Raw genomic sequence first — 20,953 nt, forward strand, 5'->3', positions numbered from 1 at the left:
TTTAGTTTAATCTTCAGTTACAAATGGCAACAAGCCCATGATACGAGCACGTTTAATTGCTTTTGTTAATTTACGTTGGTTTTTTGCATAAGTTCCAGTTACACGACGTGGTAAAATTTTACCTCTGTCTGAAATGAAACGTTTAAGCAAGTCCACATCTTTATAATCGATATATTCGATGTGATTTGCTGCAAAGAAATCTACCTTACGGCGTTTTCTTCCGCCTCTGCGTCCAGCCATGTTATAATCCTCCTTTTATCTTGAATCAAAATGGTAAATCGTCATCTGAGATATCGATGGAGTCATTGTTACTTTCAAATGGATCTTCATCGAAGTTAGCATAATTGTTCTGATTATTATTTCTTGGAGCCTGATTCTGGTTGTTTTGTTGAGAATAATTACCGCTGTTATTGTTTGAATAATTTGATGACCCATCATTCTGCGCACGTTTCTCAGTGACAGATTTCGGTTCAAGCATCTGGAAATTCTCACAAACGATCTCTGTTACATAGACTTTTCTTCCTTCGTTGTTCGTATAATTACGAGTCTGGATACGACCAGTCACGCCTACTAACGAACCCTTACGAGTAAAGTTAGAAATTGTTTCTGCTGTCTTTCTCCAGGCAACACAGTTTACAAAGTCCGTCTCGCGTTCTCCTTGAGCATTTGTGAATGGACGCTCTACTGCTACGGAAAAAGTTGCTACTGCAATCCCGCTTCCAGTATAACGCAATTCTGCATCTCTGGTTAATCTTCCCACTAAAACGACATTATTAATCAATCAAAGGTCTCCTTTCATCAAAAGGCAATCATATTTATTGTTTCACGTGAAACAATTAGTCTTCCAGACGTACGATCATATGACGAAGAATATCGTCATTGATACGAGCTAGGCGCTCAAATTCGTTGATTGCAGCTGCATCATTGGACTGTAGGTTTACCAGACGGTAAGTTCCTTCACGGTATCCTTTGATTTCATATGCAAAACGACGTTTCGCCCAGTCTTTTGATTCAGTAACTTCAGCACCGTTATCTTTAAGAATAGTTTCGAAACGCTCAACAAGAGCTTTCTTTCCATCTTCATCAAGATCAGGACGGATAATATACAATAATTCGTACTTAGCTGTTTGACTCATCTTTGACTGTCACCTCCTTATGGTCTTTGGCCCTTTCATTTGAAAGAGCAAGGAGAGTATTCATTTAAGAGTACTCACTCCGAAATATTATAGCATACAGCGACTTACAAAACAAGTCCTTATTGAGGTTTAATGTAAGTATCTACTGTATCTACTGCCTTTATCACTCCTAACCTATTTCTCATTTAATTATAATGAAAAATTAGTATTATATTACGACGATTATAGTAAGCTATGTATAAACCGCTTACAAACTAAAGCAATGGAGGTATTTAAGTTGATAACATTCATATTGGGTATTACAGCACTTATATTGGGTTATATTTTTTACGGTAAATTTATTGAGAAAAATTTCGGAATTGAGCACAAGCGTACCACTCCTGCCTTCGAACTCGCAGATGGTAATGACTATGTCGTTATGGGTACAAGGAAAAATGCTCTTATTCAGCTGCTTAACATTGCAGGTACAGGACCTATTTTTGGACCTATTATGGGGGCTTTATACGGACCGGTAGCATTTATATGGATCATTTTCGGCAATATATTTGCCGGCGCCGTCCACGATTTCATGCTTGGAATGATCTCACTTCGTAATGAAGGGGCTCACTTACCCGAACTGGCTGGACGTTATCTTGGAAAAATGATGAAGCACGTCGTTAATGCCTTTGCTGCTTTACTTCTTCTCTTAGTAGGTACAGTATTCGTGACATCACCGGCGAACCTCTTAGCTAATCTGACGCCTGGATGGATGGGAGCTGGACTTTTAACCATAGTTATATTTGTTTATTATATTTTATCAACTCTCCTGCCAATTGATAAACTTATCGGAAAAATATATCCGTTCTTTGGTGCTCTGCTTATTATCAGTACCTTTGCGATTTTTATTTCATTGCTTGGTAGAGGAGAATCTATTCCCAACTTAACTCTCACTACGCTGAGAAATACACACCCTAGTGGGGTGAGTCTATTCCCTGGTATTTTCTTTACGATTTCATGTGGGGCTATGTCAGGATTCCATGCTACACAAACACCAATCATATCCCGTACACTCGATAGTGAATCAGATGCCCGATTCGTCTTTTATGGCATGATGACTATCGAGGGAATTATCGCTATGATCTGGGCAGCCGCAGCTATGGCTTTCTATCAAGCTCCTGTTTTAAGTGGAGTCATTGCAGAAGGTACAGCTTCTCTAGCGGTTGAACAGATTGCTCGTCATTATTTGGGGGCTGTCGGTGGTACATTTGCAATACTTGGTGTAATAGTCTTACCGATTACTTCTGGAGATACAGCATTTAGAAGTCTGCGAATGATTATTGCCGATTACTTGAATATCTCTCAAAAAGAAATTGCTAAACGTTTAATGATTACTATCCCAATTTTTATTTTATCAATCATGCTGACATTTATGGACTTTAACATCTTATGGCGTTACTTTAACTGGGCTAATCAATCGACAGCTGCCATAGCTTTACTTGTTTCGACTCGTTATCTATTTTTGAAAGGTAAAAACTATCTGGTTACTCTTGTTCCAGCTTCATTCATGGTCTACGCTGTAACTGTCTATATCCTCAATGAACAAATCGGATTAGGTCTAAACTACACACCTTCATTGATTATTGGTCTGATTATTACCATAGGACTACTCGGTCTCTTCTGGTACTCTGGACTTAAACAAAAAGGGCAATTGGACTCTACTCATGTTCTTTTAAACGATCATCTTTCTATTCAGGAAGTACGCGCAGCAAGAGAACGAGTGTAACTCAGTCGACTAAAATAACGAGCTAATTTAACATCAGGCAGTTGCTTTACTTAAGCAGCTGTCTATTTTTTTGCTCATTGACTTATCTAGATATTGATTCTTCGCTCCTATACTGCTGTATCTAAAAAACGCACCCTGGATTCAGGATGCGTCATAAGTCTATTTAACTGCTTAGCTTTTTTCAGACGATTCTTGATCAGATACTTCTTCGCCGTTATCTTCCTCATTAAGTGGTTCGTCCACTTCTATTTCGTCTTCCACTTCAACTTTAGCTAATGTTGAGACGTAATTACCTTCTTCAAGTCTCATCAGGCGAACCCCTTGAGTAGCCCGTCCGGTTTTGGAGATGTTTTTCGCATGGAATCGGATTACTACACCACTTGTGGTGATGAGCATGATATCTTCTTCTCCAGACACTGTCTTCAAGCCGATCAGTGGGCCATTTTTCTCCGTGATGTTGGCTGTTTTGACGCCTTTTCCTCCACGTCCGCGAATCGCGTATTCTGAAGCTTCAGTACGTTTTCCATAACCATTCTCAGTAATGACCAGAACTTCAGACTCAGGACCCAGTATATCTGTCCCCACTACATAGTCATCTTCTCTCAAACGGATTCCCCTGACACCAGACGCCGCTCGTCCCATGCTTCGGACTTCATTCTCATGGAAACTGACAGCATAGCCCTGTCTCGTTCCAATAATGATGTGGTCGTCGCCGTGAGTAACCGATACGTTGATCAGTTCATCATCATCTTTAAGAACGATAGCCTTCAGTCCGCTCGTACGGATATTTTCGAAGTCAGACAATGCTGTACGCTTGACCGTTCCTTGACGAGTAGTAAAGAACAGCTGATCTTTTTCATCTGTTTCGCCTCGAGTGTTTATGATGGCCTGGATCTTCTCATCATTTTCGATTCCGAGGAAATTGATTGCAGGAATCCCTTTAGCTGTGCGTCCATATTCAGGGACTTCATAGCCTTTTGCTTTGTAGACTTTACCGGTATTGGTAAAGAACAGCAGAAGATCATGAGTCGAGCAGGTTAGAAGAGTCTCAACGAAGTCATCCGTATTCGTACCCATCCCTTTAACGCCACGTCCACCACGGTTCTGAGCTTTGAATTCAGAGATCGCCATACGCTTCATGTAGCCGTTATGAGACAATGTGACTGCTATTTCTTCTTCTTCGATCAAGTCTTCATCCTCAATACTCAATGCTTCACCTATAAGAAGTTCTGTTCGTCGATCGTCGCCGTGCTTCTCTGCGATTTCTTCGAGTTCAGTCGCAATGATTTCGTGGACCCGTTCCGGTCTGGCAAGAATATCTTTCAAGTCTTCGATCGTTGCAAGAAGATCCTGATATTCGCCTTCGATTTTTTCGCGTTCCAGACCAGTCAGACGAACCATCCTCATATCAAGAATGGCTTGTGACTGGCGATCACTCAGACCGAATCGCTCCATCATAGCCTGTTTCGCTGCATCACCTGTCTGTGATCCTCTGATGATCGATATGATTTCATCTATATGGTCAAGAGCAATACGCAAGCCTTCCAGAATGTGAGCTCGGGCTTCCGCTTTTTTCTTGTCAAATTCAGTACGTCGTCTAATGACGACTCGCTGGTGCTTGAGGTACTCGGTCAGAATCTCTTTTAATCCAAGTGTCTTAGGAATACCGTCAACGATTGCCAGCATATTGAACCCGAAAGATGTCTGCAGAGGCGTCATTTTATATAGATTGTTCAGTATGACACTCGCTGATACATCTCTTCTGACATCGATAACGACACGCATGCCGTCTCTGTCGGATTCATCATTAAGATCAGTAATACCTTCAATTCGCTTATCTCTAGCCAGATCGGCAATACGCTCAACCAGCTTGGCTTTGTTTACCAGGTAGGGTATTTCGTCTACGATAATGCGTTCTTTTCCATTGGGCTGAACTTCGATACGTGCTTTCGCGCGTATTTTGATCGATCCTCGTCCGGTTTCATAAGCTTTTCTTATCCCAGACTTGCCCATGACCATGGCGCCTGTCGGAAAGTCCGGCCCTGGCAGTACATCCATCAAATCGGCAATGGTCGCTTCTTCGTTCTCCATCAGTACACGGCAGGCCGCGATAACTTCTCGCAGATTATGTGGAGGAATATTCGTCGCCATACCGACTGCAATACCGGAAGCCCCGTTGACTAACAGGTTCGGGAATCGCGCAGGTAGAACATTCGGTTCTCTCTCTGAGCCATCATAGTTGTCGTGATAATCCACTGTATCTTTGTTGATGTCCCGAAGCATTTCCATAGCGATCTTACTCATTCTTGCTTCTGTGTAACGCATAGCTGCCGCGCTGTCTCCATCGACGGAACCAAAGTTTCCGTGTCCATCGATTAGAGGGTTACGGAAACTGAAGTCCTGCGACATACGGACCATCGATTCATAGATGGCAGAATCCCCGTGCGGGTGGTATTTACCCATAACGTCTCCGACGATACGAGCTGATTTCTTGTAAGCTTTGTCAGGCGTCATGCCCAGTTCATTCATGCCGTACAGAATACGGCGGTGTACAGGTTTCAATCCATCACGTACATCCGGCAGGGCACGTGACACGATTACGCTCATTGCATAATCGAGAAACGACTTTCTCATTTCACTCGATAGATTGATTTTGTCCATTCGTGCTTCTCTTTCTTCAGCCAAGTCTTTCTTCCTCCTTAAACTCCCTCAGTGCTCTTTTCTGGTAGGCAGGTATTAAATGTCGATATTCTGAACGTACTGAGCATTTTCTTCGATAAAGTCGCGTCTTGGTTCGACTTTTTCGCCCATCAGCATATCAAAGATCAGATCGGCTTCGATTGCGTCATCAACAGTGACCTGAAGTAGACGTCTGTTTTCTGGATTCATTGTCGTTTCCCATAGTTGTTCGGCATCCATTTCCCCTAGTCCTTTATAACGCTGAATTGATGGCTTAGGCGTCGCCGGGATCTCTTTAAGGTATTCCTCCAATTCCTTATCAGAATCAAGGTAGACCTCTTTTTTGCCCTGTTTAACTTGATACAGAGGAGGCTGGGCAATATAAACGAATCCTGCTTCGACAACTGGACGCATATAACGGTAAAACAGCGTCAGAAGAAGCGTACGAATGTGCGCACCGTCGACGTCCGCATCGGTCATGATGATCAGTTTATGGTAACGGGCTTTTTCAACTTCAAATTCTTCTCCAAATCCCGTTCCCATAGCAGTAAAGAGCGAACGGATTTCTTCGTTGGCAAGGATTCTGTCTAGAGACGCTTTTTCCACATTCAGGATCTTCCCTCGAATAGGCAGAATAGCCTGGAACAGACGAGACCGTCCCTGCTTGGCTGATCCACCGGCAGAGTCTCCCTCAACGATGAAAATTTCAGATTTTTCCGGGTCTTTTGACGAACAGTCCGCCAGCTTGCCTGGAAGATTGCTGATCTCCAGTCCATTTTTCTTACGCGTTACTTCTCTTGCCCGCTTGGCTGCCAGTCTGGCTTTAGCCGCAAGCAGTGCTTTTTCAACGATTTTCTTAGCAGTCTGTGGATTTTCCATCAGGAAGCGTTCGAAATGCTCACTGAACAGACGGTCCGTGATCGTACGGACTTCAGAATTACCCAGTTTGGTCTTCGTCTGCCCTTCAAATTGAGGATCCGGGTGCTTGATGCTTAATACGACGGTCAGACCTTCTCTCACGTCTTCCCCGCTGACATTGTCCTCGTTTTCCTTGATGAATTTGTTTCGACGAGCGTAATCATTGATGATCCGCGTCAATGATGTCTTGAAACCTGATTCGTGCATCCCCCCTTCATAGGTGTGGATGTTATTGGCAAAACTCATGATGTTCATGTGATAGCCGTCTGTATGCTGAAGAGCAACCTCAACAGCAATGCCGTCCTGCTCGTCTTCCAGATAGATAGGCTCTTCATAGAGAACCGTCTTGCTCTGGTTAAGGTACTCGACATAGCTCTTGATTCCGCCGTCGTACTGATACTCGAGACGGACCGGTTCAGCATCTCTCTGGTCTTCGATTGAAATCGACAGACCGCGGTTCAGGAAAGCCAATTCTCTGATACGGGTAGCCAGTTTATTGAAGTCGTAGACTGTTGTTTCTTGGAAGATTTCAGCGTCTGCCTTGAAACGGACCACTGTACCGGACTTGTCTGTCGTACCGATTTCTTTCAAGTCGTACATGACCGCACCGCGCTCATAACGCTGATTATAGACCTTGCCATTTTTATGAACATCCACTTCAAGGAATTCTGACAACGCATTAACAACGGATGAGCCTACCCCGTGAAGTCCACCGGAAACTTTATACCCGCCGCCACCGAATTTACCTCCTGCGTGAAGGATCGTAAAGACGGTCTCAACAGCCGGTCGGCCAGTTTTCGCCTGGATATCGATCGGGATTCCACGACCGTCATCCTTGACCACAATCAGATTGCCCGGTTCAATAATAACTTCGATGTTTTCAGCATGCCCAGCCATCGCTTCGTCAATAGAGTTATCTACGATTTCCCATACCAGGTGATGGAGTCCTTCAGAACTTGTCGATCCGATATACATCCCTGGTCGCTTACGGACGGCTTCCAGACCTTCAAGGACCTGGATCTGACTCGCATCATACTCTTCTCTTAATTCTACTACTTCTTTAGGTGTCAATTGTTCGTCTGCCACTCTATTCACTCTCCATTTCGATTTGACCACTGCGCACATTGAAGATGCGCGGATGATGAAGCAATTCTTTTTTCACGCCGTCCAGACTTGTCGTTGTCAGAAAGGTCTGGACTTTATCTTGTATGGTTTTCAGTAGATGAGTCTGTCGCTCATCGTCCAGTTCACTCAGTACATCGTCCAATAATAAAACGGGGTACTCCCCCGTCATCTCGTTCATTAATTCAATTTCAGCCAGTTTTAGACTCAGCGCAGTTGTCCGCTGCTGTCCCTGGGACCCGTACGTCTGAATATTCTTCTCATTGACGAAGAAACGGATGTCGTCCCGATGAGGACCGTAGAGCGTCGTACCCTGTTCCTTCTCTCTCTGCTCATGCTTTTTATACTGCTTTAGCAGATCGTTCATCAGCTGCTTTTTATCCGTTTCTGATGTCACAGAAAAAGAAGAGGCATACTCCAGCGTCAGCGTTTCTTTACCCTGAGAGATATCTGAATGAATGGGGCGTGCCCAGTTCTCCAGTCGTCTCGTGAAGGAAAAGCGCTGAGCAAGCAGTTCAGCCCCTTCGGCCGCCAGCTGTTCATTCAGGATACTTAAATAGGTCTGGTCCAGTTTTCCGCTTTTTCTATGCTGTTTTAAGTAAGCATTACGCTGTTTCAGGACTTTCTGGTACTCAACGAGGTGATACAGATAAATGGAACTCATCTGACCCATTTCCATATCCAGAAACTTCCGTCTCACAGAAGGGGATCCTTTGACGAGAGACAGGTCTTCCGGAGCAAACAAAATTACATTCAGATGTCCGATATAGCGGCTGAGTTTCTTCTGCTCAAGATGATTAAGCTTTGCCCTCTTCCCTTTTTTTGAGAGGATGATTTCAAGAGGATACTCTCCGCTTGATTTCTCGACCGTTCCGGCTACCCGGGCAAAATCCTGATCCCATCCGATCAGCTCTTTATCGTTGGATGTCCGGTGGCTCCTCGTCATAGCCAGCACATAAATACTTTCCATGATATTCGTTTTTCCTTGAGCATTTTCGCCCAAAAAGACGTTGATCTGGTTGGAAAAAGTTACCTCTGCATCAGAATAGTTGCGGTAACCCTTCAACGTCAGTTTCTTTAAATACATCAGTTATCCTCATTTTGAGCTGATTCTAAAAGATAGGTCCCGAAGCCTTCCACCTTGATGACATCTCCAGGATGCAGTTTGCGGCCGCGGCGGTTATCCGCTTCATCATTGACCCAGACGGTATAGTCCATCAGGAAAGGCTTGGCCATTCCTCCGCTTGATATGATTGTCGCATGCTTCAGAAATTGTCCCAGTGTAATGACTGATTGATTGATTTGTATTATTTCCGGCACTATAATTGGCTCCTTTAAAAAGCAAAGACGCGGATCAGATCATCCACGTTCTGCATAATTTCTCTTCTTATATTATACCTTATTTTGGAGTGTGAAACAAATTTTTATGGGAAAAAATCCGTTCTCATCGATTTTAAGGGTAAAATGACAAATCCTTCTTTTTTATTCAAATTCGCTTAGAGTCTTTATATTTAAATTTTTGGCTTATTTAAGGGGAATATGTATCTGAGAGCCAGCAATAGATCGTTCAATTTTAAAATAAGAGTCAAAATTGCGGAAAATTCCTTTATTTGACCGACTAGCTGGTACTTTATCCAGCTCGAGAGCCACTTTAAAGTTGAGTAGTCATTAAGTGAGACATTATTGACCACTCAACCGATCAATTCATTTGGGTAGACAGAGATTATTGAATTATTGTCCACTCATCCGAATCTACTGCTCCGGGTGGGCATAGATCTGCCAACTTCTGCCCACTCAGATGACTAATCATGGCGAGTGGACACTTGAAGCCAAATAACTGGCATTTTACTTCAATCGTCACTCCTTCTCTTCTAGAACGATCCGCATAAGAGCAAATTTGCCTGTTATATAACAAAAAAAGACCCGACAGCATTGGGTCTTTTCAGCTTTATTCACTTTATATTCATTTTATGTGGATGTACGGATCGGTGTGATCAGCTGAATGAATTCATTCTTGTCTTCACTTGGAACCAGAACAAATGGACGCAAGGTAGAAATCAGCTTAAGTGTGATATCCACAGGCCCAAAAGTTGTCAAAGCAGCTTTCAGATAGTCCGGATTGAAAGAAATCTCCATTTCTTCACCGGAAATTGACTGAGTGGTGACCTGTTCGTTTACTCGCCCGACTTCTGGAGAATTACCGGTGATTTCTACAGTATCATCTTTCACAGAGAGTTTAACGACGTTATTTTTACCTTCGTGGGAAAGAAGAGAGGCTCTTTCCACTGCTCCAAGAAGAATCTGTGCTTCCAAAGTCACTTCTGTAGCTGAACTATCAGGAATCAGACGGTCCGTGTCCGGATAATTTCCTTCAAGCAGTCTTGAGTAGAACAAAGTATCTTCGGTCTTGAAGAGGATCTGGTTCTCAGCGATCGCTACTTCTATTTCATCCAGGCTGTCGTCGAGCAGTCGAGTCAGTTCCTGAAGGCTCTTACCAGGAATGACCAGATTGTAAGACAGGCTTTCAGTTCCTTCAACAGGAATGACACGCTGACTTAATCGGTGACTGTCTGTAGCAACAGCTTTAAGCTTGCCGTCACTGATTGTCAGGTGAATACCTGTCAGGATCGGACGACTTTCGTGAGTTGATACGGCAATAACTGTCTGTTTAATGATTTTTTTAAGTAAGTTGACCGGAAGTGTAAATGACTGGGTCGTATCGATTTCCGGGAGATGCGGATAGTTAGCAGCATCCAGTCCGTTAATGATAAAAGAAGATGATGCAGACGTGATAGCTGTCTGAACTCTGTCTTTCACTTCAACAGTAAAGGTTTCATCTGGCAGTTTATTGACGATATCACTGAAGAAACGTGCAGGCTGAAGCACGATCTGACCTTCTTCTTCTATAGTCAGACCAGACTGTTCATCTGATTTTCTGACGAACGTTTCAATAGAAATATCAGAGTTGCTGCCTGTCAGTTGAATCCCTTCTTCTGAAGCAATAAGTTTAATTCCTGTAAGAATGGGAATAGTTGATCTAGATGATACAGCGAGTTGAACATCTTTTAATTTTTTTAAAAACGCTGATCGATTAACTGTAAATTTCATATGCATCCTCCAATAATAAATTGAGTACCCGTTTATAATTATATAGTAAATAAATTCTTAGTAATAGTAGTAGGGCCTGTGTATACTGTGGAAAACGTAAATTTCATCTGGAACAGAAGGTTTTCCACTTGTGGATAAGTTGTGAATAAAGATGTGCATGACTTGAGACTTTATCCACAAGAGCGATTAGAGACTTTTCTTGATTTCTTCGATCTGGTCTCTCAATTCGCTGTCGTTTTCTTCATTAAGAGCTTTCTTAATCTTTTCATGAGCATGAATGACCGTAGTATGATCTTTGCCGCCGAATTCTTTTCCAATTTTAGGAAGTGACGTGCTGGTCAGTTCTCGTGAGAGATACATAGCGATCTGTCTGGGTAAAACAATCTGTCTGACCCGTTTCTTCCCTTTCAAGTCAGCGAGAGAAATCTGATAGTACTTGCAGACTTTCTGCTGAATGGAAGCAATCGACACATTCTGCTTGGAATCATTCTTGACCATGCTTTTCAGTGCATCGGCAGCCAGACTGGTCGTGATGTCATTGCGCTGGATTGCTGAATAAGCCTGTACGCGGACAAGGGCACCTTCAAGTTCCCTGATATTCGAATCAATCTGTCCGGCAATATAGCTTAAAGTGTCGTTTGGTATTTCCAGACCTTCTGCGTTGGCTTTCTTACGTAAAATCGCGATACGGGTTTCCAGATCTGGTGGGGTAATGTCTACAGATAATCCCCATGCGAAGCGTGATACCAGACGTTCCTGGAGTTTAGGAATTTCGTTTGGCAGCCGGTCACTTGTCAGTACGATCTGTTTCCGGTCGTCATACAAGGCATTGAATGTATGGAAGAACTCTTCTTGAGTCCCTTCCTTGTCAGCAAAGAATTGAATATCGTCTACTAATAATAAGTCCACATTACGGTACTGCTGACGGAATTTTTCCTGAGTTCTGTTCTGGATCGAATTGATGAAATCATTCGCAAAATTTTCACTCGATACATATTTGATCTTTGCATTAGGGTTGATCTGAAGGTACTGGTGGCCGATCGCATGCATCAGGTGTGTTTTTCCTAATCCAACGCCTCCGTAAAAGAACAGCGGATTATAGATCGTACCAGGTTCTTCAGCAACGACTAAGGCAGCAGCATGGGCCATCTGATTGCCTTTTCCGATGACAAACGTATCAAAGGTATATTTACTGTTCAATGTACTTGAAACGGGTTGAGTTTCGAAAGCCTGAACAGTCTGTGTGTCTTCCTGTTCCTCATGGGCTGCCTGCTCCTCTGCTGTGACAAATAAAGGAGAGATTTCACGTCCCAGAAATTCATAAAGATATTCAACGACTCTAGTCGAGAGATTATTCTTCCAATACTCTTTATGTAATGTAGAAGGCACTTCGATCGTGACTGAATTATTCGTTATCCGGACGAGGTTAGCACTATGTATCCAAGTGTCGTAACTGACTTTTGACAAGGTTTCTTTAAATTTTTCCTGTAGATAACTCCATGTTGACTGTAAATCGTCCATTTTTTTCCTCCTCGCCGATAAGATGCTTTTTACAGTTTATCATGTATGATTTAAGTTTTCCACAATAGGTTTTATTTGTTGATAATCTTTCCCCAGGATGTACAAAAAGATATCCACAGACTTGATCCGACTGTGAATAACTGAAAATAAAGCTATACTTTTTTACAGGAAATGTGGATAACTATTACATAATCAAGACTGATATACCAGCTTAAATAAGAGTTATACACAAGTTGTATCTGACTGTGCATGACTCTTATAAACACACTGTGGAACTGTGGAAAACCTGTTGAAAGTGATGTGGGTTACTATTGTGTGGATGAACGGTATCAAGAGGCTGTGGACAAATAATCTGTATAATTAGCTGGCAAAAATCTGAATGTGTGACATAAATGTGTGGAAAAAAATGATTATTATATCTTATATAAAGCAGCAATTGCTCAGAAATACTTGACAAATGGTCAGATGTTTTCTAAAATAACATAGTCTGTCTAGATATTAATGCAGTCACTAACTTTATGCTTATTGATAAGTCAGAGGACAAAGGAAAGATTCAGGAGGTGTTTCTCAATGGCACAAGGACTAACATATCAACCCAAAAAACGTAAGCGTCAAAAAGTACATGGATTCCGTAAACGTATGAGTACAAAAAACGGACGTAGAGTATTAAAAAACAGACGTCGTAAGGGAAGAAAAAGAATTTCAGCTTAATGACGACAGGCGACGGGAGCTTCTTACTGATAGCTATAGTGAGAGCACGTTGCCTTTTTTTATTTAATGTCGAATTGTTTCAAATCGAATGATGTCTAGCTTAACGTGCCAGCCTCTCGAGAAAAAGATAAATTTACCCATTGCGCAGGATGCTCATTCAGGGCAAATTTCCTCTACTCGCTATCGCTCCGGCGATCTCAAGTATATCTGTAAGAGCTGAACCTCAAACAGATACTAAGGTATTTTCTTGTCGAGGCTTAACGGCACGTGAAGCTTTTCTATTTAATCAATGCTTAGCTTAGAAAGATGGGACAGGAATGAAGAAAGCTTATCGAGTAAAAAAGGAAGCAGATTTTCAAAAGGTCTTTCATCAGGGTGAATCCATGGCTAACAGGCAGTTTGTTGTTTACTCTTTAAACAAAGAAAACCAGTCTCATTTTCGTGTCGGGCTTTCCGTAGGGAAGAAACTTGGAAATGCGGTCAAAAGAAATGAGATCAAAAGAAAAATCAGGCACGTGCTTATTGAAATGGATCATGAAGACCTGATCAGACCTGATGTCGACTTTGTTGTGATCGCAAGACAGCCGACAAAGCAGATGTCTTTTAATGAGATGAAAAAAAGTCTGCTGCATGTTATGAAGAAAGCTGGTTTATTTGTTTAGTACTATGCAGTGAACCGGATATGCTTCGACTTTCAAAATAGATGTAATTAGAAGATTTTAGTTATTAGTAGAAGAAGAGAGGGAACATGATTGAATTTTTTAAGAAAACGTAAGCGATTGCTCCTTGCAGTCAGTATGCTTGCTTTAGTTGTATTTTTATCTGCCTGTGGAACGGATCCAGTTTCTGCAGAGAGTACGGGGATCTGGGAAGGTGTCATTATATATAACTTCGCCCGTGCGATTATCTGGGTATCGAATCTCTTCGGTGAAAACTATGGAATAGGAATCATTATTGTTACAGTCATCATTCGTGCAATGCTGATCCCGTTCACGCATTTTCAGCAGAAAAATATGCAGCAGATGAATGACATTAGTCCTCAGATGGAAGAGTTGAAGTCAAAGTATTCAGCTCGAGATGCTGAGACACAGGAAAAGCTGAAAGAAGAGCAGCAGCGCCTTTATAGTGAAGCAGGAGTAAACCCATATATGGGCTGTCTGCCGATGCTGATTCAGATGCCGGTATTCATTGCCCTTTATCAGGCAGTTAACCGTACACCTATCCTGGCTACGGGCGACTTCCTGTGGGTCAACTTAGGTCAACCCGATCCGTATTTCATCTTACCTATACTGGCAGGGGTATTCACCCTTGGACATTCGGTATTGATGAGTATGGGACGCGCGACTGAAGGAAACAAAGTGATGACATACGTTATGCCGTTATTCATCGTCTTCATTACCTTCCGTCTTTCAAGTGCTCTAGCATTATACTTTACTGTATCTAATGGATTTTCAGTAGTACAGACACTTCTCTTCCAGAATCCGTTCAAGATCAGAAAAGAGCGGGCTGACAAAGAGGCTCAGGAAAGAGAAGCGGAACGTCAGAGAAAACGGGCAATCAAGAGGGCTCAGAAGTACGGACGTAATGTGAAAAAATAAAAATCTTCTGACTTATTGTTTCGAATTTGTTAAAATAAAGGAGAAACAGAGATTGTGAATGGAGGATAGCGTTTATGAAGGATAAATACACAGCACAGGCGCCAACCACTGAAGAAGCGATTGACAAAGGACTTAAAGCATTAGGCATCAAGCGAGATAATGCGGATATTACTATTTCACAGGAATCAAAAAAAGGCTTCTTGGGTATTGGACAGAAAGATGCAGTGGTCGTTGTCAAAAGAAAAAATGCAAAGAATCCGGTGGAAGATCTCGTCTCTAAAGAAATCCTGCTTGGAGAGAAAGAGCCATCTACGATCGAGCCAGAAATCAAAGAAGCAGCTGAACCAGATGATAAGGTCAGTTCACTAGAGGAGTCGACTGATCCGGTCGAAGAAGGTGTTGAAGAAACCGATACGACTCATCCTGTACGTGCAGATGATGAAGAAAAAGTAGAAGGCACAATGAAAAAACCTGAGCCGGAAGAAAAGAAAATCATCGAACTGAATGAAAAAGACGAGGCAGCTATTCAAAATGTGGCTGACTATATCAAACGTATCGCAGATAAGATGGGTGTTGATGATGTGTCTGTTACCATTAATAGAACAGATCGTCGCGTTCAGTACATCATTGACACAGAAGATGCCGGTCTGATCATCGGGCGACACGGAAAAGTGCTCAACAGCTTACAGACACTTGCGCAAGTTCAGCTTCATCAGGAAGCAGACAATAAACTGTTTGCTAAAGTAGATGCTGAGAATTATCGTGACCGTCGTCAGAAAACTGTCGAACAACTGGCTTACCGTACAGCTGAAAAAGTAAAGAAGACCAAACGTCCAGTTATTCTGGAGCCTATGCCGGCACATGAGAGAAAACAGATTCATCGTTACCTCAACCAGCATAAAGGCGTACAGACTCATTCTGAAGGGAAAGAGCCGCACCGTTACTTAGTGGTCGAACCTTCAAAGGACAATCAGTTTAAAATTTAATAGACAAAACAAACGAGCCTGCGGTCCCAAACGCAGGCTCGTTCTTCACTATGTCGTAAGTTAGGGCATTAGAGCAAGGAAAAGAGTCTCTGACTTCAGCCAAGGTAAAATAGAATACGGGAATCTGTTAATGAGTCTGGTGGGTGTGGGGATTAAATAATTGAGATAATTAAATCCTTGCTGGAGGTTCAAGTTTAGAAAGAGGGTAAAGAAAAGTAGTGGGAAATCAGACATGAAATAAGAGATACATATGAAGTAAACCATGGGTTAAGAAAAGACTGTATTGGTTAGATTGAAATTGATGGGTGAAAAGAATAAAATGGTGAAGGCAAGTTTAGTCGGGTCAGAAATGGTTGTGAGACCAGCACGTGAGAGTGCTTATAAACGGTGAGAGTTGAGTGATAAGCATGAGGTTGGGTTGAAATCTTACTGTAAGTATAGGGGATTGTTGCCAGAATTGCAACTGGCAAACTTACGCTCTCAATAAAAAGACAGAATTAATAAACAGGAGGACAATAAGAATGAATATGACTGAAGTGATCGAGCTGGTCAATACGAATAGGGGAACAGGTCAGAAAGAAAATCTTAATAGAATGCGTCTGTTGATGAGTAAATTGGGTAATCCACAGGACAGCCTGCGGGTCGTTCATATCGCCGGCACAAACGGAAAAGGTTCAGTCAGCGCCTTTTTGTCATCGATACTCAGTCAAGCGGGGATCAAGTCAGGCGTCTATACCTCTCCGCATCTGGAATCTATCAATGAACGCATTAAAATTTCAGGGCAGATGATCACTGACGACGTATTTATTGAAGCCACCGAAAAAGTAGCTCCTTTTGTTGAACAAGTGGAGGAAGAAACGGGAGAACGTCTTTATTCGTTTGAAATTCTGTCGGCGGTAGCTCTGCTGCATTTTTCAGTCTGTGGGTGTGAGCTGGTCATTCTGGAAACCGGAATCGGAGGAAGACTGGATGCAACGAATGTGGTCAGCTCATCAGAAGCTTCTATTATCACATCGATCGGGTATGATCATATGAAAGTTCTTGGAGACACGATCGAACAGATTGCAGCAGAAAAAGCCGGAATCATTAAATCGAACGGTTTGGTCGTCTTCCCGGAAATGTCTGAAGAAGTGGATGCAGTCATCAGCAGGAAAGCAGAGGATGTGCAGGCTGATATGATCAGAGTCACTCCAAATCATATATCCTCTGTCAGTATGACCGACATTTACAGTTCGTTCTCGTATAAAGAGATGGATGGGCTTGTAATCCATTTATTAGGGAGACACCAGATCACAAATGCAGTATTGGTTGTCGAAGCCGCGCAGGTACTTGAACAGAGAGGTTTTGCTATTACCTCTGAGCATATTAGAAGAGGGCTGGAGCTGGCTGCCTGGCCCGGACGCATGGAAAAAATCAGCGAACACCCGACTATCCTGATCGACGGTGCTCATAATCCAGAGGGAGTAGCTGCATTAAGAGAAAACATCGGTTACCTTTTTCCGGATGAACAACTAATTTTTGTGGTAGGTATGATGAAAGACAAGGCATACAAGGAAATGATTGAACAGATGCTGCCCTATGCAGAAAAAGTCCTGACCGTTTCTCCGGACCCTTATAGAGGATTTGATGCAGAAACTACAGCTGAATGGCTGAAAGATAAGGGACAGGATGCTCAAGCTTTTAAATCTGTAGACGAGCTGATTGTTGAGTTGAAAAGTCAGTCCTACCTCAACCGCAAAGTGATTGTATTCGGCTCTCTTTATCTGATAGGAGATATGAGACGGTTGTGGCAGAACTGAAAATTGAATGTTTGAACGTAGAGAAACAGGCCAAATGATGGGTCTGTTTTTTTATTAAGTATTGAAAACGGGTAAGGGCTTTTATTATTAGAGGAGAATGGTTCAGTGGTAAAATAACTATAAGGATTGAGTGAGCTGAAATTAGAGAAAGGAGAGGATATGAAAAAATAAAAAAAGTAAAATGAAACGCTTGCATTTTTTGATTCAGTAAAGTATAGTAAAAATGCAAACAACTTGTATATACAAGTTAAGATAAAGGAGGAAATAAAAGTGGCAGATTTCAAACAAGATGCACAGGAGTTGCTGGATGCAATAGGCGGTAAAGAAAACGTCAATGCCGTCACGCACTGTGCTACACGTATGCGATTTGTACTGGATGATCCCTCAGAAGCGGATAAGGATAGAATTGAAGATATCCCGTCTGTTAAAGGAACATTCACCCAGGCAGGTCAGTTCCAGGTTATCATCGGGAACAGAGTAGCAGATTTTTACAACGAGTTCTCAGCAATTTCGGGACTTGAGGGTGTGTCTAAAGATGACGTGAAAAGTGCAGGGAAACAGAACATGAACAGCCTGCAGCGTCTGATGGCGGCACTGGCAGAAATTTTCACCCCATTAATTCCAGCAATTATTATCGGTGGTTTGATCTTAGGTTTCAGAAACGTATTGGAAGCAGTAGAATTCGGTGCCCTTGGTGGCCAGACAATTGTCGAAACATCGCAGTTCTGGAGCGGAGTCAATGCCTTTCTATGGCTGCCGGGAGAAGCGATATTCCACTTCCTGCCTGTCGGTATCACATGGAGTGTGACGCGTAAGATGGGGACGACTCAGATTCTGGGTATTGTTTTAGGTATCACATTAGTGTCACCACAGCTGCTTAATGCTTTCGGTGTACAGGATATTTTAGCAGGGGATGTAAACCAGTGGGACTTTGGATTCTTCCAGCTGGATATGATCGGGTATCAGGCTCAAGTTATTCCGGCCATGATGGCAGGGTTCCTGCTCGCCTATCTTGAAAAATGGCTGAGAAAGTTCATACCTGAAGCCATCTCAATGATTTTTGTTCCATTATTCGCTTTAATACCAACAGTATTTGTCGCTCATGCAGTTGTCGGACCGATTGGATGGCAGTTGGGCATCTGGCTATCTCAGGTCGTTCAATGGGGACTGACAGGTACATTCAACTGGGTCTTCGGATTTATCTTTGGTGGATTGTATGCACCGCTCGTAATTACTGGACTGCACCACATGACTAATGCGATCGATCTTCAGTTGGTTGCAGATTTCGATCAGACCATTCTATGGCCAATGATTGCTCTATCAAATATTGCTCAAGGTTCAGCTGTATTAGGTATCATCTGGCTGCACCGTGGGAATGAGAAAGAACAGCAGATCTCTATCCCAGCAATGATATCGGCTTATCTTGGTGTAACAGAACCGGCTCTGTTCGGTATCAACATCAAATACGTGTATCCATTCGTTGCAGGCATGATCGGATCCGCTTTTGCGGGAATGACTTCCGTAGCCTTAAATGTGGCATCTTTCAACATTGGTGTTGGGGGTCTTCCAGGAATCCTATCAATCATTCCTGAGTATTGGATTGGTTTCTTGATCGCTATGGCAATTGCTATCGTAGTTCCTATTGTACTAGTTGTTGTTTTTGAGAAAAACAATATCCTGACTAAATGGGAAAATGATCATCTGCCAATTCCAAAACTGGGTAACTAAGAGGCGTATCGATTGTTTCGCTTCACATAATTGAATAAACTTAAAGTGTCATTACTCTATGGAGGAAGGGTGTTTCCTGATATTCTTTGATTCTGGTCGATAAAACTGGAAAAAGAACATCTGACGGAATGCCCTTTTTCCTATGTTAAGAATAAAATTGGAAAGGACGAAAGATATGAGTACATTTCATGATAAAGTCATTTACCAGGCGTATCCTAAATCATTTAAAGATACCAGCAGCAACGGCATAGGAGACCTGAACGGAATAAAGGAGAAACTGCCTTATCTAGCGGATCTGGGCATAGACATGCTCTGGCTGAACCCGTTCTATAAATCTCCTCAAAACGACAATGGATACGACGTGGCCGATTATACTTCCATAGACCCAATATTCGGGACGTGGGATGACTTCGATGGATTGATTTCGGAAGCTAATTCGTACGGCATCGACTTGATGCTCGATATGGTATTGAACCATACGTCAACTGAGCATGAGTGGTTCCAGAAAGCGTTAGCTGGAGACAAGAAATATCAGGATTATTATATTTTAAGAGAACTGCAGGAAGACGGCAGCTTGCCGACGAACTGGGAGTCCAAGTTTGGAGGGAAAGCCTGGTCCAAATTTGGTGATACAGACAAGTACTACCTTCACCTGTATGATGTGACCCAAGCTGACCTGAACTGGCGTAACCCTGAAGTCAGAGAAGAATTATATAAAGTCGTCAACTTCTGGCTGGAAAAAGGGGTCAAAGGCCTCCGCTTCGATGTCATTAATGTAATTGGAAAAGATGAAATTCTTGAAGATGCTGAAGACGGCGTCGGTAAGTCCCATTACACAGATACACCGATCGTCCATGACTATATACAGGAGTTGAACAAGGAAACATTCGGCAGGTATGAGGATATCGTGACTGTTGGAGAAATGAGTTCGACCACTGTAGAAAACGGTGTGAAATATTCAAATCCTGAGCGTAATGAATTGTCCATGATCTTCAGTTTCCACCATCTGAAAGTCGATTATAAAGACGGTGAGAAATGGTCAATAATGCCTTTTGACTTTATTGAACTGAAAAAGATCCTGCATGAATGGCAGGAAGGCATGGTTGAAGGAGGAGGCTGGAATGCACTGTTTTGGAACAACCACGACCAGCCGCGTGCCAACAGTCGTTTTGGGGATGTAGAGAATTATCCAGTTGAAACCAGTACGATGCTGGCACAGACTATTCATCTGCTTCGAGGGACACCGTATATCTATCAGGGTGAAGAGATCGGCATGACCAATCCTAACTACGAGGACTTGGACGAGTATGTCGATATCGAAACGCATAATGCATACAAGAAGATGCGGGAAGACGGGATTTCTCATGATGAAGCCATGGCCATCATCAAAGAGAAATCACGTGACAATTCCCGTACACCGATGCAGTGGGACGATTCAAAAAACGCCGGTTTTTCGGACGCTGAACCATGGCTGAAGGTGGCTGACAATTATAAAAATATCAATACAGAAAACACTGATGTCAGCCAGGCGATCCGTGACTACTACAAAACGTTAATCCGTCTGCGTAAGGACATTCCGATCATTCAGGAAGGGTCTTATGACGTGTTGGAGCTGGAACACCCCAGTATATTTGCTTACGTTCGTGAATACGAAGGCGAGAAGCTGCTGGTGCTGAACCACTTTTACGGAGAAGACGACACGATCACTATCCCGGATGAGCTGCTGAATATGGATGCGTCGTACCTGATAGGAAACGGCAGTGAGAGAAAGCTGGAAAAAGAGTTTAAACTGGGGCCATACGAAACGGCTGCTTTTCTTCTTAAATAAAAGTAATTCCTTTAACTGAAAAAAGCGGAAGCCTTCTATTCATCAAAGAAGACTTCC

Annotated in this window: 17 protein-coding genes; 8 read left to right on the forward strand and 9 right to left on the reverse strand. The window is 42.6% G+C overall.

Translation table 11 applies throughout. The features are described from left to right. Window positions 1-6: 6 nt before the first annotated feature. The 3 genes from rpsR to rpsF are packed head-to-tail and all read right to left on the reverse strand — an operon-like array spanning window position 7 to window position 1,136. Window positions 7-240: a 30S ribosomal protein S18 gene (gene rpsR / locus ACYQ4S_RS00925; RefSeq protein WP_091266708.1), complete on the reverse strand. Its 234-nt coding sequence runs from the start codon at window positions 238-240 to the stop codon at window positions 7-9. A 25-nt stretch (window positions 241-265) separates the two neighbouring features. Further along, the gene (gene ssb, locus ACYQ4S_RS00930) at window positions 266-781 is read right to left on the reverse strand and encodes a single-stranded DNA-binding protein (protein ID WP_346025586.1); all 516 of its coding nucleotides are present in this window, start codon (window positions 779-781) and stop codon (window positions 266-268) included. A 55-nt stretch (window positions 782-836) separates the two neighbouring features. Beyond that, complete coding sequence (gene rpsF, locus ACYQ4S_RS00935) at window positions 837-1,136, reverse strand: 30S ribosomal protein S6 (RefSeq protein WP_091266714.1); 300 nt, start codon at window positions 1,134-1,136, stop codon at window positions 837-839. A gap of 277 nt (window positions 1,137-1,413) precedes the next feature. Here rpsF and ACYQ4S_RS00940 point away from each other — a divergent pair, with 277 nt between their 5' ends. Beyond that, window positions 1,414-2,898 carry a carbon starvation CstA family protein gene (locus ACYQ4S_RS00940; RefSeq protein ID WP_459768773.1) on the forward strand — a complete coding sequence of 495 codons (1,485 nt, stop codon included), beginning with the start codon at window positions 1,414-1,416 and terminating at the stop codon, window positions 2,896-2,898. Between the two features lie 171 nt (window positions 2,899-3,069). Here ACYQ4S_RS00940 and gyrA read toward each other — a convergent pair whose 3' ends face one another. The 6 genes from gyrA to dnaA form a co-directional block, all read right to left on the reverse strand. Further along, complete coding sequence (gene gyrA, locus ACYQ4S_RS00945; protein ID WP_459768790.1) at window positions 3,070-5,559, reverse strand: DNA gyrase subunit A; 2,490 nt, start codon at window positions 5,557-5,559, stop codon at window positions 3,070-3,072. Between the two features lie 75 nt (window positions 5,560-5,634). Then, window positions 5,635-7,566 carry a DNA topoisomerase (ATP-hydrolyzing) subunit B gene (gene gyrB / locus ACYQ4S_RS00950; RefSeq protein WP_428830628.1) on the reverse strand — a complete coding sequence of 644 codons (1,932 nt, stop codon included), beginning with the start codon at window positions 7,564-7,566 and terminating at the stop codon, window positions 5,635-5,637. Window positions 7,567-7,582: 16 nt separating this feature from the next. After that, the gene (gene recF / locus ACYQ4S_RS00955) at window positions 7,583-8,704 is read right to left on the reverse strand and encodes a DNA replication/repair protein RecF (RefSeq protein WP_346025156.1); all 1,122 of its coding nucleotides are present in this window, start codon (window positions 8,702-8,704) and stop codon (window positions 7,583-7,585) included. Continuing rightward, on the reverse strand, window positions 8,704-8,937 hold the full coding sequence (gene yaaA, locus ACYQ4S_RS00960) for a S4 domain-containing protein YaaA (RefSeq protein ID WP_346025157.1): 234 nt from the start codon (window positions 8,935-8,937) through the stop codon (window positions 8,704-8,706). The genes recF and yaaA overlap by 1 nt, the downstream gene beginning before the upstream one ends. A 648-nt stretch (window positions 8,938-9,585) precedes the next feature. Beyond that, window positions 9,586-10,725, reverse strand: a complete 1,140-nt coding sequence (dnaN, locus tag ACYQ4S_RS00965) for a DNA polymerase III subunit beta (RefSeq protein ID WP_459768775.1) — start codon at window positions 10,723-10,725, stop codon at window positions 9,586-9,588. A 186-nt stretch (window positions 10,726-10,911) separates the two neighbouring features. Beyond that, window positions 10,912-12,246: a chromosomal replication initiator protein DnaA gene (gene dnaA / locus ACYQ4S_RS00970; protein ID WP_091266733.1), complete on the reverse strand. Its 1,335-nt coding sequence runs from the start codon at window positions 12,244-12,246 to the stop codon at window positions 10,912-10,914. A 570-nt stretch (window positions 12,247-12,816) separates the two neighbouring features. On the opposite strand from dnaA, the gene rpmH reads away from it, so the two are divergent. The 7 genes from rpmH (at window position 12,817) to treC (ending at window position 20,896) form a co-directional block, all read left to right on the forward strand. Further along, window positions 12,817-12,957 carry a 50S ribosomal protein L34 gene (rpmH, locus tag ACYQ4S_RS00975; RefSeq protein WP_034298896.1) on the forward strand — a complete coding sequence of 47 codons (141 nt, stop codon included), beginning with the start codon at window positions 12,817-12,819 and terminating at the stop codon, window positions 12,955-12,957. 317 nt (window positions 12,958-13,274) lie between these two features. Next, window positions 13,275-13,619, forward strand: coding sequence for a ribonuclease P protein component (gene rnpA / locus ACYQ4S_RS00980; protein WP_091266735.1), 345 nt, complete (start codon window positions 13,275-13,277; stop codon window positions 13,617-13,619). A 90-nt stretch (window positions 13,620-13,709) separates the two neighbouring features. Beyond that, window positions 13,710-14,555: a membrane protein insertase YidC gene (gene yidC / locus ACYQ4S_RS00985; RefSeq protein WP_346025159.1), complete on the forward strand. Its 846-nt coding sequence runs from the start codon at window positions 13,710-13,712 to the stop codon at window positions 14,553-14,555. 74 nt (window positions 14,556-14,629) lie between these two features. After that, complete coding sequence (gene jag / locus ACYQ4S_RS00990) at window positions 14,630-15,541, forward strand: RNA-binding cell elongation regulator Jag/EloR (protein ID WP_459768778.1); 912 nt, start codon at window positions 14,630-14,632, stop codon at window positions 15,539-15,541. Window positions 15,542-16,062: 521 nt separating this feature from the next. Further along, entirely contained in the window at window positions 16,063-17,340 is a 1,278-nt protein-coding gene (locus ACYQ4S_RS00995; RefSeq protein ID WP_459768780.1) for a bifunctional folylpolyglutamate synthase/dihydrofolate synthase, read from the forward strand. Window positions 17,341-17,610: 270 nt separating this feature from the next. Beyond that, on the forward strand, window positions 17,611-19,068 hold the full coding sequence (treP, locus tag ACYQ4S_RS01000) for a PTS system trehalose-specific EIIBC component (protein WP_346025162.1): 1,458 nt from the start codon (window positions 17,611-17,613) through the stop codon (window positions 19,066-19,068). A 175-nt stretch (window positions 19,069-19,243) separates the two neighbouring features. Next, window positions 19,244-20,896 carry an alpha,alpha-phosphotrehalase gene (gene treC, locus ACYQ4S_RS01005; RefSeq protein ID WP_346025163.1) on the forward strand — a complete coding sequence of 551 codons (1,653 nt, stop codon included), beginning with the start codon at window positions 19,244-19,246 and terminating at the stop codon, window positions 20,894-20,896. Window positions 20,897-20,953 lie beyond the last annotated feature (57 nt).

The organism is Alkalibacterium sp. s-m-28, from assembly GCF_054658175.1.